General features: G+C 67.4%; 12 protein-coding genes. 9 read left to right on the top strand and 3 right to left on the bottom strand.

From position 1 onward, the window contains the following. Positions 1-51: 51 nt before the first annotated feature. The 3 genes from AC3WTE_RS04495 to rpmF form a co-directional block, all read right to left on the bottom strand. A complete protein-coding gene (locus AC3WTE_RS04495; protein WP_492436291.1) occupies positions 52-1,539 on the bottom strand; it encodes an ATP-binding protein in 1,488 nt (495 codons plus the stop codon). Positions 1,540-1,592: 53 nt separating this feature from the next. Beyond that, complete coding sequence (locus AC3WTE_RS04490; RefSeq protein WP_459368382.1) at positions 1,593-2,279, bottom strand: response regulator transcription factor; 687 nt, start codon at positions 2,277-2,279, stop codon at positions 1,593-1,595. Positions 2,280-2,372: 93 nt separating this feature from the next. Continuing rightward, positions 2,373-2,549: a 50S ribosomal protein L32 gene (gene rpmF / locus AC3WTE_RS04485; RefSeq protein ID WP_459368381.1), complete on the bottom strand. Its 177-nt coding sequence runs from the start codon at positions 2,547-2,549 to the stop codon at positions 2,373-2,375. Positions 2,550-2,787: 238 nt separating this feature from the next. Here rpmF and AC3WTE_RS04480 point away from each other — a divergent pair, with 238 nt between their 5' ends. The 9 genes from AC3WTE_RS04480 (at position 2,788) to AC3WTE_RS04440 (ending at position 14,668) form a co-directional block, all read left to right on the top strand. Further along, positions 2,788-4,488: an acyclic terpene utilization AtuA family protein gene (locus AC3WTE_RS04480; protein WP_492435963.1), complete on the top strand. Its 1,701-nt coding sequence runs from the start codon at positions 2,788-2,790 to the stop codon at positions 4,486-4,488. After that, entirely contained in the window at positions 4,485-5,633 is a 1,149-nt protein-coding gene (locus AC3WTE_RS04475) for an acyl-CoA dehydrogenase family protein (protein WP_492435962.1), read from the top strand. The genes AC3WTE_RS04480 and AC3WTE_RS04475 overlap by 4 nt, the downstream gene beginning before the upstream one ends. A gap of 31 nt (positions 5,634-5,664) precedes the next feature. Then, entirely contained in the window at positions 5,665-7,260 is a 1,596-nt protein-coding gene (locus AC3WTE_RS04470) for an acyl-CoA carboxylase subunit beta (RefSeq protein ID WP_492435961.1), read from the top strand. An 88-nt stretch (positions 7,261-7,348) separates the two neighbouring features. Beyond that, on the top strand, positions 7,349-9,328 hold the full coding sequence (locus AC3WTE_RS04465) for an acetyl/propionyl/methylcrotonyl-CoA carboxylase subunit alpha (RefSeq protein WP_492435959.1): 1,980 nt from the start codon (positions 7,349-7,351) through the stop codon (positions 9,326-9,328). Between the two features lie 3 nt (positions 9,329-9,331). After that, positions 9,332-10,489 (top strand): acyl-CoA dehydrogenase family protein, encoded by a 1,158-nt coding sequence (locus tag AC3WTE_RS04460; RefSeq protein ID WP_492435958.1) that lies wholly within the window; start codon positions 9,332-9,334, stop codon positions 10,487-10,489. 11 nt (positions 10,490-10,500) lie between these two features. Further along, positions 10,501-11,268, top strand: a complete 768-nt coding sequence (locus AC3WTE_RS04455; protein WP_492435956.1) for an enoyl-CoA hydratase family protein — start codon at positions 10,501-10,503, stop codon at positions 11,266-11,268. A gap of 90 nt (positions 11,269-11,358) precedes the next feature. Continuing rightward, a complete protein-coding gene (locus AC3WTE_RS04450) occupies positions 11,359-11,943 on the top strand; it encodes a DUF1707 SHOCT-like domain-containing protein (protein ID WP_492435955.1) in 585 nt (194 codons plus the stop codon). 182 nt (positions 11,944-12,125) lie between these two features. Next, positions 12,126-13,427, top strand: a complete 1,302-nt coding sequence (locus tag AC3WTE_RS04445) for a DUF1800 domain-containing protein (RefSeq protein ID WP_492435953.1) — start codon at positions 12,126-12,128, stop codon at positions 13,425-13,427. An 8-nt stretch (positions 13,428-13,435) separates the two neighbouring features. Then, positions 13,436-14,668 (top strand): DUF1501 domain-containing protein, encoded by a 1,233-nt coding sequence (locus AC3WTE_RS04440; protein WP_492435952.1) that lies wholly within the window; start codon positions 13,436-13,438, stop codon positions 14,666-14,668. Positions 14,669-14,787: the final 119 nt, after the last annotated feature.

The raw sequence follows: 14,787 nt of genomic DNA, 5'->3' as shown, positions 1-14,787 counted from the left end.
CAACGGTGCCCTTTTGGGCTGAGAATCCACTGAGACACCATCGGCCGCACCCTAGACATCCTCCCCCGTCCGGGCAGCTTCATTTTCCGTGGTCACGCCCGTTACGTCCAGCCCAGACGGTCGGTGTGTTGCGGTCACACCCGAGGGCCGTCCCGGCAACACGAGATGGATCGAGGTTCCGGGCGGCGTCCCGCCCGGAACGGTGTCCTCGATCCGCAGTGCGCCCCCGTGTTTGAGCACCACCTGCTTGACGATCGCCAGCCCCAGGCCGGAACCGGGCATCGCCCGCGCCGTCGTCGACCGGTAGAAACGCTCGAACACCAGGGCGCGTTCCTGCGGCGGGATACCCGGCCCCCAGTCGGACACCACCAGCTCGGCATGCGTCGGGTCGATTCGCCCCAGCCGGACCCGCACCACCGAGCCCGCCGGGCTCCACTTGGCAGCGTTGTCGAGCAGGTTCAGCACCGCCCTGGACAGCCCGGCACCGTCGCCGTACACCTGCCAACCGGCGATGTCGACGTCGAAGTCAATGTCGTTGCGACGGCGCCGAACTCGTTCCAGGCTGCGGTCGACGACCTCGGCCATCTCGACGGGCTCGTGGATCGTCACGCCGGCGTCGTCGCGGGTCAGGTCCACCAAGTCACCGACCAGTGTGGACAGTTCCTCGATCTGGGCGATGACGTCGGCTTGCAGACCCGCCATCTCCTCCTCCGGGAAGGGCGGCGCCCCGGGCGCCATGGCCGCCATCAGCAGTTCGACATTGGTCCGCAGCGACGTCAGCGGTGTGCGCAACTCATGGCCGGCGTCCGACACCAAGCGGGCCTGCCGGTCCCTCGACTCGGCGAGCGCCCGCAGCATCATGTTGAAAGCCTCTGTCAGCCGGGCCAATTCGTCGTTGCCGTACACCGGGATGGGGCGCAGGTCGTCGGTGCGGGCCACACGTTCGGTGGCCTCGGTCAATCGGGCCACCGGTCTGAGCCCGGTGCGCGCCACGGTGCCGCCGGCGATGGCGGCGACGGCCATACCGATTCCACCCACGATGAGCAAAATGGTGCCGAGGCGCTTGAGCACCTCGCTGGTAGGCCCCAGATTCTTGGAGATCAGCAGCGAGTTGCCCGACTGCAGGTGCACGGCCAGCACACGCTGATAGTTGGTGGTGCGCAACGACATCAGCAGCTTGCCGGCGATGACGTCCCTCTCCGGCGCCCCGAGCGGCAGCGTCTGCCCCTGCTGGTTCGCGGTGTAGATGGACTGCCCCGGAATGACGTACATCGCGTTGACGTCCGAATACGCCGTGCCTTCGATCGCCTTGCCGGGGTCGACGGCCAGGGAGCCGCTCTCGATCAGCAGTTGCGCGCGGCTGTGCAGCTGGTTGTCGATGTCGCCGTACAGCGCCTTGGAGACCACCACGTACACCGCGACCGACATCAGGACGACGACCATGGCCACCATCGACATCGCGAGCAGCATGACGCGCCATTTCAGCGACACCGAACTGGCGTCATGTTGCACCGGACCGTCCGGCGTCGTCACCGGCATCTGCGGCACTTCCCGCATCTTCCGGTCCACCGCCACGCGAGCCTTGTCGAACATCAGGGTGGGGTCTCACGCAGCACGTAACCCACGCCGCGCACGGTGTGGATCAGGCGCGGTTCTCCCTCGGCCTCGGTCTTACGGCGCAGGTACCCGACGTAGACCTCCAGGGCATTGCCGGACGTCGGAAAATCGAATCCCCAGACCTCTTCGAGGATCCGGCTACGGCTGAGTACCCGGCGCGGGTTGTGGATGAGCATCTCGAGCAGCGAGAACTCGGTGCGGGTCAGGCTGATCGACCGCGAGCCTCGGGTGACCTCGCGGGTCACCGGGTCGAGGCTGAGGTCGGAGAAGGTCAGGGCCGCCGATTCGGTGCCCTCAGCGGGTCCGGTCCGGCGCAGCAGCGCCCGCATCCGGGCGAGCAGCTCCTCGAGCGCAAACGGCTTCGGCAGATAGTCGTCGGCGCCGGCATCGAGACCCGCGACGCGTTCGTCGATCGAGTCGCGCGCCGTCAGCATCAGCACAGGAAGGTCATCACCGCTGCTACGCAGCTGACGACAGACACCACGGCCGTCCAACCGGGGCATCATGTCGTCGAGCACCACAGCGTCGGGCCGGTCGCTGGAGATGCGCTCCAGCGCCTCGACACCGTCCTGGGCCAGTTCGACCGAGTACCCGTTGAAAGTCAGTGACCGACGCAATGATTCACGCACAGCGCGGTCATCGTCGACTACAAGGATTCGCACAGGCACAGTCTCACCCCATCATCTGAGAGCGGACTGAGAAGACGCGCCACATGGACGCGAGAAAACTGTTACGACGCCGAAGTCGAGGTCGGTTCAGACGCGGCGGTCGAGGTCGATCAGACCCAGACGCGCGGCCTTGAGCAGACGACGCGGCACCTTGTGCGCCTGACCTGCCACGTTCACGTTGACCAGGCCGGTGGCCTCGGCCTTCCACTGCGCGCGACGGCTACGGGTGTTCGAGCGCGACATCCTGCGCTTGGGCACAGCCATGATGTGCACCTCTCTAACTAAACGGAATTGCTTGCGGTCAGCCGCGCGACGTACGAAGGCCGGCAGAATCTACTTCGGTCCTCGCGTGCGCAGCGATTGCACCTCAGGATAGCCGCCGACCTGCGTAGGCTCCAAAACGTCGCCCCAACCGGGCAACACGCAACCCCGAACCCCCTTGACTCGGTACCGCTAGTACCGACTAACCTCCCTACCGGTTGGTTGAACGACGGGAGTGTGTGTGACATCACCAGCAGTCCGGATCGGAAACTGCTCAGGGTTCTATGGCGACCGGATGGCGGCGATGCACGAGATGCTCGCCGGCGGGGAACTGGACTACCTGACCGGCGACTACCTCGCCGAGCTCACCATGCTCATCCTCGCTCGAGACCGGGCCAAGAACTCCGACCTTGGCTATGCGAAGACCTTCCTGCGCCAGCTCGAGCAGTCCCTGGGCCTCGCCCTGGACAAGGGCGTCAAGATCGTGGCCAACGCCGGCGGCCTCAATCCGGCCGGCCTGGCGACCGCCGTGCGGGCACTGGCCGAGCGGCTCGGCCTGTCCGTGAACGTGGCGCACGTCGAGGGCGACGACCTCGTCGGTCGCGCCGCCGAGCTGGGCTTCGGCACCCCACTGTCGGCCAACGCCTACCTCGGCGCCTGGGGCATCGTGGACTGCCTGAAGTCAGGGGCCGACGTCGTGGTCACCGGCCGGGTCACCGACGCCTCGGTAATCGTCGGACCGGCCGCCGCGCACTTCGGCTGGACCCGCACCGACTACGACGCACTCGCCGGCGCGGTCGCCGCGGGCCACGTCATCGAATGCGGCACTCAGGCGACGGGCGGCAACTTCAGCTTCTTCACCGAGATTCCCGACCTCATCCACCCCGGGTTCCCCCTGGCCGAGATCGCCGCGGACGGCTCGTCGGTGATCACCAAGCACCCCGGCACGGGCGGCCGCGTCAGCGTCGACACCGTCACCGCGCAGCTGCTGTACGAGATCACCGGGGCGCGCTACGCCAATCCCGACACCACCTTGCGGGTCGACTCACTGGAGTTGACCCCCGATGGCGAGGACCGCGTGCGCATCTCCGGAGTACGCGGCGAGGCGCCGCCGCCCACATTGAAGGTGTCGCTCAACAGCATCGGCGGTTTCCGCAACGCCGCGTCGTTCGTCCTCACCGGCCTGGACATCGAGGCGAAGGCAGATCTGCTGCAGCGCCAGCTGGAAGCGAGCATCACGGATCGCCCGGCCGAACTGCAGTGGACGCTGGCCCGGACCGACCACCCCGACGCCGACACCGAGGAACGCGCCAGCGCCTTGCTGCACTGTGTGGTGCGCGATCCCGATCCAGCCAAGGTGGGCCGCAAGTTCTCGGCAGCCGCAGTCGAACTCGCGCTGGCCAGCTACCCGGGATTCACGACCACCGCGCCCCCGGGCGACGGGCAGGTGTACGGCCTGTTCAAGCCCGGCTACGTCGACGCGACATTGGTGCCGCACATGGCGGTGCTGGCCGACGGCACCCGGGTCGACATCGCGCCGTCCGCGGAGACCGTGGCGCTGGGTCCGGTCGATGATCCGTCGCTGCCCGAGCCGCTGCCCGCCAGGCCCACCCGCCGGGCACCGCTGGGCACCATCGCCGGAGCCCGCAGCGGCGACAAGGGCGGTTCGGCCAACGTCGGCGTCTGGGTCCGTAATGACGACCAATGGCGTTGGCTGGCACACACTTTGACGGTCGACAGGCTGCGTGAGCTGTTGCCCGAGACGGCCGAGCTGCCCGTGACGCGACACTTGCTGCCCAACCTGCGCGCCATCAACTTCGTCATCGAGGGCATCCTCGGCGAAGGCGTCGCGTACCAGGCTCGATTCGACCCCCAGGCCAAGGGCCTCGGGGAATGGCTACGAACCCGTCATCTCGACATCCCGGAGGAACTTTTTTCGTGAGCATCTGGACCACGCCCGAACGTGACGCGCTGCGAAAGACCGTGCGCGCGTTCGCAGAACGGGAGATTCTGCCCCACGTCGACGAGTGGGAGCGTAGCGGTGAGCTGCCCCGCTCGCTGCACAAGGCAGCCGGCGCGGCGGGCCTGCTGGGCGCCCAGGCGCCCGAATCCGTCGGTGGTGGCGGCGGCGACGGCGCCGACGCGGTGATCGTCTGCGAGGAGCTGCATTACGCCGGCGTGCCCGGTGGAGTCTTCGCGTCGCTGTTCACCTGCGGCATCTCCACGCCGCACATGATCGACTCGGGCGACCAGCGGCTGATCGACGCCTACGTGCGACCGACGTTGCAGGGCAAGATGATCGGCTCGCTGGCCATCACCGAACCCGGCGGCGGCTCGGACGTCGGGCACCTGAGCACGCGCGCCGAGCGCGACGGTGACGACTTCATCATCAACGGCGCCAAGACCTACATCACCTCGGGTGTGCGGGCCGACTATGTGGTGACCGCGGTGCGCACGGGCGGCCCGGGCGCGGCCGGTGTTTCGCTGATCGTGGTGGACAAGGACACACCAGGCTTCACCGTCAGCCGCAAGCTGGAGAAGATGGGCTGGCGCTCGTCGGACACCGCGGAGCTGTCCTATGTCGACGCCCGGGTGCCGGCTGCCAACCTCGTCGGGCCGGAGAACTCCGGCTTCCTGCAGATCGCCGGCGCCTTCGTCTCCGAGCGGGTCGGCCTTGCCGCGCAGGCGTATGCGAGCGCGCAGCGCTGCCTGGACCTGACCGTGCAGTGGTGCCGGGACCGCGAGACGTTCGGCCGGCCGCTGATCTCGCGGCAGTCGGTGCAGAACACCCTCGCCGAGATGGCACGGCGCATCGACGTCGCCCGGGTGTACACGCATCACCTGGTCGAGCGGGAGCTCGCCGGGGAAACGAACCTGATCGCCGAAGTCTGTTTCGCGAAGAACACCGCCGTCGAGGCCGGCGAGTGGGTGGCCAACGCGGGCGTGCAGTTGTTCGGCGGCATGGGCTATATGGCCGAGTCGGAAATCGAGCGGCAGTACCGCGACATGCGCATCATCGGTATCGGTGGCGGTACCACCGAGATTCTGACCTCACTGGCCGCCAAGACGCTGGGGTTCCAGTCGTGACACAAGCAAGTAGCGGAGCGGATTGCGCATCATGACCCAGTTGAAATCACGGCTCGACACCGCGTCGGCCGGATACACCGAAGCTGCCGCCGCGATGGCGGCCAAGCTCACCGAGCTGGATGCCGAACACGCCAAGGCGCTGGCCGGCGGCGGCGCGAAATACGTCGACCGCCACCATGCCCGCGGCAAGCTCACCGCGCGCGAGCGCATCGAGCAGCTGGTCGATCAGGACTCCCCGTTCCTGGAGCTGAGCCCGCTGGCGGCGTGGGGTAGCGACTTCGTCGTCGGCGCCAGCCTGGTCACCGGCATCGGGACGGTCGAAGGCGTCGAGTGCCTGATCGTCGCCAACGATCCGACCGTCAAGGGCGGTACCAGCAACCCATGGACGCTGAAGAAGATCCTGCGCGCCAACCAGATTGCGCGGGAGAACCGGCTTCCGGTGATCTCGATGGTCGAGTCGGGCGGCGCGGATCTGCCCACCCAGAAAGAGATCTTCATTCCGGGCGGCGCGATGTTCCGCGATCTGACCCGGCTGTCGGCGGAGGGCATTCCGACCATCGCGCTGGTGTTCGGCAACTCCACCGCCGGCGGCGCCTACATCCCCGGCATGTCCGACCACGTGGTGATGATCAAGGAGCGCTCGAAGGTGTTCCTGGCCGGGCCGCCGCTGGTCAAGATGGCCACCGGCGAGGAGTCCGACGACGAATCCCTCGGTGGCGCCGAAATGCACTCCCGCACATCGGGTCTCGGCGACTACTTCGCACAGGACGAGCTCGACGCCATCCGCATCGGCCGCCGCATCGTGGCCCGGCTGAACTGGCACAAGCAAGGCCCGACGCCGGCGCCGGTGGTGCCGCCGCTCTACCCCGAGGACGAACTGCTGGGGATCGTCGGCGCCGACCTGCGCATCCCGTTCGATCCGCGCGACGTCATCGCCCGCATCGTCGACGGTTCGGACTTCGACGAGTTCAAGCCGCTGTACGGCTCGTCGCTGGTCACCGGCTGGGCCACGCTGTGGGGCTACCCGGTCGGCATCCTGGCCAACGCGCGCGGCGTGTTGTTCAGTGAGGAATCCCAGAAGGCCACGCAGTTCATCCAGCTGGCCAACCGCGCCGATACGCCATTGTTGTTCCTGCACAACACGACCGGCTACATGGTCGGCAAGGCGTATGAGGAAGGCGGCATGATCAAGCACGGCTCGATGATGATCAACGCCGTCTCCAATTCGAAGGTGCCGCACATCTCGCTGCTCATCGGCGCCTCGTACGGCGCCGGTCACTACGGCATGTGCGGCCGGGCCTACGACCCCCGGTTCTTGTTCGCCTGGCCCAGTGCGAAGTCCGCGGTGATGGGCGGCGCGCAGCTGGCCGGCGTGCTCTCCATCGTCAGCCGGGCGGCCACCGAAGCCCGGGGCGGCCAGGTCGACGAAGCCGCCGATGCGGCGCTGCGTGCCGCCGTCGAAGCGCAGATCGATGCCGAATCGCTGCCGGCGTTCCTGTCCGGCCGGCTCTACGACGACGGCATCATCGACCCCCGCGACACCCGCACCGTGCTGGGAATGTGCTTGTCCGCCATTGCCAATGCCCCGATCGAGGGGACGTCGAACTTCGGCGTCTTCCGGATGTGACCATGGAAATTGCTGCCGCCGAACGTGAGCTTGTGCACGAGTTTTCGGTGAAATTTCGAACACAAGCTCACGTTCGGCCGGAGGAAAAATGATTCAGAAAGTACTGGTGGCCAACCGCGGTGAAATTGCTCGCCGGGTATTCGCCACCTGCCGCCGGCTCGGCATCGGCACCGTCGCGGTGTACACCGATCCCGACGTTGCCGCGCCCCACGTCGCCGAGGCCGATGACCGGGTGCGGCTCGAGGGCCGCACCGGTTATCTCGACGGCGCCCAGCTGATTGCCGCGGCCAAGGCCTCCGGTGCCGACGCCATCCACCCCGGCTACGGATTCCTCTCGGAGAACCCCGATTTCGCCGCCGCGGTGCAAGAGGCCGGGCTGACGTGGATCGGGCCACCGGTGGCCGCGGTACAGGCCATGGGCTCCAAGATCGAGGCCAAGAAGCTGATGTCGGCGGCCGGCGTTCCGGTGCTGACCGAGCTGGACCCCGACTCCGTCACCGCCGATCAACTGCCGGTGCTGATCAAGGCTTCCGCCGGCGGCGGCGGCCGCGGTATGCGCGTGGTTCGCGAATTGTCCGCGTTGCCGGCCGAAGTCGCGGCCGCGCAGCGCGAGGCCCAGTCCGCATTCGGCGACCCGACGGTGTTCTGCGAGCGCTACCTGGCCAGCGGGCACCACATTGAGGTGCAGGTGATGGCCGACGCGCACGGCACGGTGTGGGCCGTCGGCGAACGCGAGTGCTCCATCCAGCGGCGCCACCAGAAGGTCATCGAGGAGGCACCGTCCCCGCTCGTGGAGCGGACTGCGGGTATGCGCGCCAAGCTGTTCGAGGCGGCCCGGCTGGCGGCGACCGCGATCGGTTACACCGGCGCCGGGACCGTGGAGTTCATGGCCTCCGGAGAAGATGGGGCGGACGGTGACTTCTTCTTCCTGGAGATGAACACCCGCCTGCAGGTCGAGCACCCGGTCACCGAGGAGACCACCGGACTCGATCTGGTCGAGCTGCAGCTGGCCGTAGCGGATGGGCGACGGCTCGATCAGGAACCACCCGTGACGCAAGGACATTCGATCGAGGCCCGGCTCTACGCCGAGGACCCGGCGAAGGACTGGCAGCCACAGGCGGGCACGGTGCACCGATTCGAGGTGCCGGGGACCCGAACCGAGTTCAGTCTGCTGGGCCGCGCCGGAACGCGCGTCGATTCCGGCATCGTCGACGGATCGGTGGTGTCGGTGTTCTACGACCCGATGCTGGCCAAGGTCATCTCGTTCGCGCCGACGCGCGACCGGGCGGCGGCGATCCTCGCCGACGCGCTGTCGCGGGCGCGCATTCACGGCCTGCGCACCAACCGCGACCTGTTGGTGAATGTGTTGCGGCACCCCGCCTTTCTGGCCGGTGACACCGACACCGCGTTCTTCGACACGCACGGCCTGGCCGAACTGGCGGCGCCCACACGCGCGGACATCACGCTGGCCGCCGTCGCCGCCGCCCTGGCCGACGCCGCCCACAACCGCGCCACAGCAACGGTTTTCGCCGCCGCGCCGAGCGGTTGGCGCAATCTTGCGTCGGGCTACCAGAGCCGTTCGTACAGTGACGCAGCCGGAGCCGAGCATCAGGTGCGGTACCGGTTCACCCGCGACGGCGTCGAGCTTCCCGGCTGCGACGACGTGGCCGTGGTGACCACCGATCCCGCGCGCGTGGTGTTGTCACGGGGCGGCGTGGAGCGGTCGTTCGACGTCGCCCGGTACGGAGCCGACGTGTTCGTCGACTCCCCCGCCGGCGCCGTCCACCTGGTGACCCAGCCGCGGTTCCCCGATCCGGACTCCGCCGTCGCCAAGGGCTCGCTGCTGGCGCCGATGCCCGGCTCCGTGGTGCGCCTCGGCGCAACCGTCGGCGACCAGGTCACGGCCGGCCAGCCCCTGATCTGGCTGGAAGCCATGAAGATGGAACACACCATCGCCGCACCGGATTCCGGTGTGCTCGCCGAACTCAACGTGCAACCCGGGCAGCAGGTCGATGTCGGCGCTGTCATGGCCCGCATCGAACCTCCCGTAAACCCCGAAGGAGAATGACAAATGAGCTTCATCGAATCCGAAGAGCGCAAGGCGCTGCGCGAGGCCGTCGTCGGGATGGCCGCGAAGTTCGGCCAGGACTACTTCCTGGAGAAGGCCCGCGCCGGTCAGCACACCGACGAATTGTGGGCTGAGGCCGGCAAACTCGGCTTCCTGGGCGTCAACATGCCCGAGGAGTACGGCGGTGGCGGTGCCGGCATGTACGAGCTGAGCCTGGTCATGGAAGAGATGGCCGCAAACGGCTGTCCGCTGCTGATGATGGTCGTCTCGTCAGCCATCAACGGCACCATCATCTCCAAGTACGGCACCGAGGAACAGAAGAAGCGCTGGGTCCCGGGTCTCGCGGACGGCTCGCTCACCATGGCTTTCGCGATCACCGAACCCGACGCCGGTTCCAACAGCCACCGCATCACCACCACGGCCCGCCGCGATGGCGGCGACTGGATCCTGTCCGGGCAGAAGGTCTTCATCTCGGGCATCGACCAGGCGGACGCCGTGCTGGTGGTCGGCCGCACCGAAGACCACAAGACCGGCAACCTGAAGCCGGCGCTGTTCGTGGTACCCACCGATGCCCCGGGCCTGACCTGGACCAAGATCGAGATGGAGATCATCAGCCCGGAGAGCCAGTTCCAGGTGTTCCTGGACGAGGTGCGGCTGCCGGCCGATGCGCTCGTCGGCTCCGAAGACGCCGCCATCGCGCAGCTGTTCGCCGGTCTGAACCCCGAGCGGATCATCGGTGCGGCCATGGCCGTCGGCACCGGCCGTCTCGCCATCCGCACCGCCACCGAGTACGTCAAGACCCGCCAGGTATGGAAAGTCCCGGTCGGTGCTCATCAGGGCATCTCGCACCCGCTCGCCCAGATTCATATCGAGCTCGAGCTGGCCAAGCTGATGATGCAAAAAGCCGCGACGCTGTATGACGCCGGTGACGACTTCGGCGCCGCCGAGGCGGCCAACATGGCCAAGTACGCCGCCGGTGAAGCATCGGTGCGCGCCGTCGATCAGGCTGTGCAATCGTTGGGCGGTAACGGCCTGACCAAGGAGTACGGCATCGCCGCCGCCGTCACCGCATCGCGGTTGGCGCGGATCGCTCCCGTCAGCCGGGAAATGGTGCTGAACTTCGTCGCACAGACCTCGCTGGGCCTGCCGCGCTCGTACTGAACAGGAACCCCATGACCGCCCTTGTGCATTACTCGGTCGAAGACGGCGTCGCCCGGTTGACGCTGGATTCACCGCACAACCGCAATGCGATGTCGACCGCGCTGGTGGACCAGCTGCGGCAGGGCCTCATCGATGCGGCCGATGATCCGGACGTGCGGGTGGTGGTGCTCGGCCACACCGGCGGCACCTTCTGCGCCGGCGCTGACCTCAGTGAAGCCGCCGGACGCGACCCCGGCGACCTTGCAAACGCCCGCGCCCTGGATGCCGCAAGGCTGCTGCGATCGATCCTGGAGCTGCCCGTTCCGGTGATCGCCGCCATCGACGGCCACGTCCGGGCGGGCGGCATGGGACTGATCGGTGCCTGCGACCTGGTGGTCGCAGGCACCGCAAGCACCTTCGCATTGACCGAGGCCCGCATCGGCGTGGCGCCGTCGATCATCTCGCTGACGTTGCTGCCGAAGATGACGGCCCGTGCGGCGGGTCGCTACTTCGTCACGGGTGAGAAGTTCGGTGCTGCGGAGGCCGAACGGATCGGCCTGGTGACCGTCGCGACCGACGACGTACCTGCCGCGGTGGCGAAACTGACCGATGAGATCACCAAGGGCTCACCGCAAGGTCTGGCCACGTCGAAGGCGCTGACCACGGCGTCGATCCTGGCTGATTTCGACCGCGATGCCGAGAAGCTGGCCAAGCAGTCGGCAGAGTTGTTCGTCTCGGACGAGGCACGGGAAGGCATGATGGCCTTCCTACAGAAGCGGCAGCCGAACTGGAATAAGTGATCCACATCCCGTAACGGATATGACGTCGATGCGGCCACAGTTTGTAACAGCAGCCTTGCAAGTTGCTGTGATCGTCGTAGGCTCGACTTGATGAGCACCCCAGGTTCGCGCGCACAGATGCGCGCCGCCGATACCGACCGGATACAGGTCGCTCACCTCCTCAGCGACGCGGCCGCGCAGGGGCGGCTGCCGATGTCCGAGTACGAGGACCGACTGAACCGCGCCTATTCGGCTCAGACGTACGCCGAACTGTTGAAGCTGAGCGCCGACCTGCCGTACATCACCACCGCACCGTGGGAAGCGGGCGGCGAATGCCACCCCGCGCCCTCGACGGTGCTGCTGGCGATCATGAGCGGATTCGAGCGGCGGGGCCGCTGGAACGTGCCACAGCGGCTGACGTCGTTCTCGTTGTTCGGCGGCGGCGTCATCGATCTGCGGTACGCCGATTTCACCTCCCCCGACGTCGAGATCCACTCCTACTCGATCTTCGGCGGCCAGACCATCCTGCTGCCGCCGGAGGTCAACGTCGACGTCCACGGTGTCGGTGTCATGGGCGCGTTCGACCACCTCGGGCAGCGGGGCACCCCCGGCGCCCCGCGCGTCACCATCCGTGGCTTCTCGCTGTGGGGCCGCGTCGGCATCAAGTCCAAGAGGCGCAAGCCTCTGCCCTCCTAGCTCCGTCACCGCGAGCTTTGCGCTGGGCTGGACCTCCCGCGAGCGTGCGCGTCTGTCCCCCAACACGCCGTCATAGGCATGCACATTGGTGACGTTCGCGGCCGACGAGCGTGACAAAACTACACAGCATCGGGTACTCGGGCTCATAGCGCGCACTTAAGCTCGCCCTTCACCATTGCGTCATGCCCACGCAGTCAGCGGAGTGGATGGCCACGGCACGGCTGTTGCGCCGCACCGGTTTCGGCACCACCGGTCACGCCGTCGATGCTGCCGTCGCGCAACCGGACTATCTGACCGCAGCGCTCGACTCCCACCCGGAGGCCGATCCCGGCGCCAAATCGACGCCCCTGCCGGAGTTCCGCGCATCCATCCCACCCGGCAAAAGCGCGACCGCCGCAGCGCGGAAGGAGTACAACCGCGGTCTCAACGATGAGATGCACAGCCTGTCACAGTGGTGGCTGAACCGCATGGTGGCGGTACAGCAGCCGGTCCACGAGAAGCTGACTTTGCTGTGGCACAACCACTTTGCCACCTCGGCGCGCAAAGTCCGGGCCGCAAGGCTGATGGCCATACAGAACCAGAAACTGCGGGGCGGCGCACTCGGCGACTTCCGGTCGCTCGCGTACTCGATGCTCACCGATCCGGCCATGCTGCGCTGGCTGGATGGTCAGCAGAACACCGAGAAAGCCGCCAACGAGAATTTGTCTCGCGAGTTCATGGAGCTCTTCGCGCTCGGCCACGGGAACGGCTACACCGAATCCGACGTGCGCGAAGGGGCCCGGGCACTGACCGGGTGGGTGATCAAAGACGGGCAGTCCAGCCTGGTCCACAAACGGCACGACGCCGGCGACAAGACCGTGCTGGGTGTGACGGGTGCCCTGGACGCCGCGGGATTCTGTGACGCCGTGCTGGCACGACCGGAGTCTGGCGAGTTTGTGGCGCAACGGCTCTGGCAGCAACTCGCATCGGACGACCCGCCGTCGGCCCCGGCATTGTCTCGACTGGTCGGCGCGTACGGCGCCGACCGCGACTTGAAGGCGCTGACCCTGGCCATCCTGACCGACCCGGAGTTTCTCTCCCACCCCGCGTCCCTGGTGAACACTCCGGCGGAGTGGACCGTCGGGCTGGTGCGTGCCCTCAAGGTGCCGACGACGCAGAATGCTCAGCTGATCGACCAAACCCTGAAAATGCTTGGCCAGCAGCCCTTCTACCCGCCCGACGTCGGTGGCTGGCCGCGTGGCCAGGCCTGGCTGTCCACCGCGAGCGCAGGAGTACGGCTACGCGCGGCCACCGCGCTGGCCCGTCAGGGTGACGTCTCCGCAGTATCCGACGCGGCACCGTCGGATCGCATCGACGCGGCCGGATACCTGTTCGGCATCGGCTCGTGGTCGGACCAGAGCGCGGCCGCGCTCCGTCCCCTGGTGAATCGCCCACCCGAGCTGGTGGCCACTGCGGCGAACACGCCCGAGAACCTGACGTCGTAGGGGTGCACATGGTTGAGATGAATCGGCGCAGGTTTCTGTTCGCCAGCACGGGATTGACCGCGGCGGGGCTGCTGGCCGGCGCCACCTTCGGATTGCCCGACCTGCTGCAGGCCGCGCACGATCGTCCGCTGGCACAGGGTTCGGGCATCCTGGTGCTGGTCACGATGTACGGCGGCAACGACGGCATCAACACGCTGATCCCCTATGCAGACTCGGCCTACCACCAGTCCAGGCCTGAATTGGCTTACGCCGCATCCGATGTGCTGCATCTGGACTCGGCGCTCGGGTTGAACCCCGGGATGTCCGGGCTGGCCAAACTGTGGCAGCAGCAGCGATTGGCGGTGATCCGCGGAGTCGGTTATCCCAAACCCGACCACAGTCATTTCCGATCGATGGACATCTGGCAGACCGCCTCGCCGGACGAGCCGGTGCCCACCGGCTGGATCGGACGGTGGCTCGACGCAACCGGGGACGACCCGCTGCGCGCGGTGAACATAGGCACGGTCCTGCCACCTCTGGCGGTCGGCGAAAAAGTAACCGCTGCAGCACTTTCAGTCAGTGGTGACCATACGGTCAAGTCTTTCGCCAACACCATCGACGCCCTGGGCACACCGGCCGCGCAGGACACTCCGGCCATGGCCATGGTGCGCCAGTCGTATCGGGCCGCGCAGACGACCGACGCTGCGCTGCAGCCCGCCACGCAGGCCGGCACCCGGCCCGCGGCGCACAAGGGTAAGTCGCCGGCCGCAAAGGGCAAGTCAGACAATGCCCTCGCCGACCAACTCGGGGTGGTGGCGCGCTGCATCAAGGCCGGCGTCCCGACACGGGTGTACAGCGTGAGCTTGGGCGGATTCGACACTCACGCCAATGAACGCGGGACCCAGCAGCGGCTGCTGAGCCAACTCGACACCGCGGTGACCGGCTTCCTCGACCAGATGGCCGGCGATCCGCACGGAAGAAACGTTGTGCTGATGGCGTATTCAGAGTTCGGTCGCCGAGTACGTGCCAACGCGTCGCAGGGCACCGACCACGGCACGGCCGGCCCGATGTTCATCGCCGGCGCCCCGGTCAAGGGTGGCTTCTACGGCGACGAGCCGTCACTGACCGATCTGGACAACGGAGATCTGAAGGTCACCACCGACTTTCGCGATGTCTATCACGAAGTACTGACGCGGACGCTCGGGGCAGATCCGGACCCCGTGGTGGGCGGGGGCCGGAAGGACGTCGGTTTCCTCGCCTAACCACATCCCCGCGAGCGTGCGTGTATGCGAGCGACACACCATCGTGTGCGTGCAGTTCCGTAGCGCTCGCGGGCGACGAGTGTGCGCATCATGCACATGGAGCCCGGCGTGTCGGGCGC

Source organism: Mycobacterium sp. FW102-FHT13B02 (assembly GCF_058790275.1).
The sequence above is the reverse complement of the archived record's forward strand: the minus strand, read 5'-3'. Positions and strand labels throughout refer to the sequence as shown.

Excerpts from the sequence above, each read along its gene's own strand:
- AC3WTE_RS04495 (WP_492436291.1), bottom strand. The coding sequence starts at position 1,539 with ATGCCGGTGACGACGCCGGACGGTCCGGTGCAACATGACGCCAGTTCG.
- rpmF (WP_459368381.1), bottom strand. The coding sequence starts at position 2,549 with ATGGCTGTGCCCAAGCGCAGGATGTCGCGCTCGAACACCCGTAGCCGT.
- AC3WTE_RS04470 (WP_492435961.1), top strand. The coding sequence starts at position 5,665 with ATGACCCAGTTGAAATCACGGCTCGACACCGCGTCGGCCGGATACACC.
- AC3WTE_RS04465 (WP_492435959.1), top strand. The coding sequence starts at position 7,349 with ATGATTCAGAAAGTACTGGTGGCCAACCGCGGTGAAATTGCTCGCCGG.
- AC3WTE_RS04460 (WP_492435958.1), top strand. The coding sequence starts at position 9,332 with ATGAGCTTCATCGAATCCGAAGAGCGCAAGGCGCTGCGCGAGGCCGTC.
- AC3WTE_RS04455 (WP_492435956.1), top strand. The coding sequence starts at position 10,501 with ATGACCGCCCTTGTGCATTACTCGGTCGAAGACGGCGTCGCCCGGTTG.
- AC3WTE_RS04450 (WP_492435955.1), top strand. The coding sequence starts at position 11,359 with ATGAGCACCCCAGGTTCGCGCGCACAGATGCGCGCCGCCGATACCGAC.
- AC3WTE_RS04445 (WP_492435953.1), top strand. The coding sequence starts at position 12,126 with ATGCCCACGCAGTCAGCGGAGTGGATGGCCACGGCACGGCTGTTGCGC.
- AC3WTE_RS04440 (WP_492435952.1), top strand. The coding sequence starts at position 13,436 with ATGGTTGAGATGAATCGGCGCAGGTTTCTGTTCGCCAGCACGGGATTG.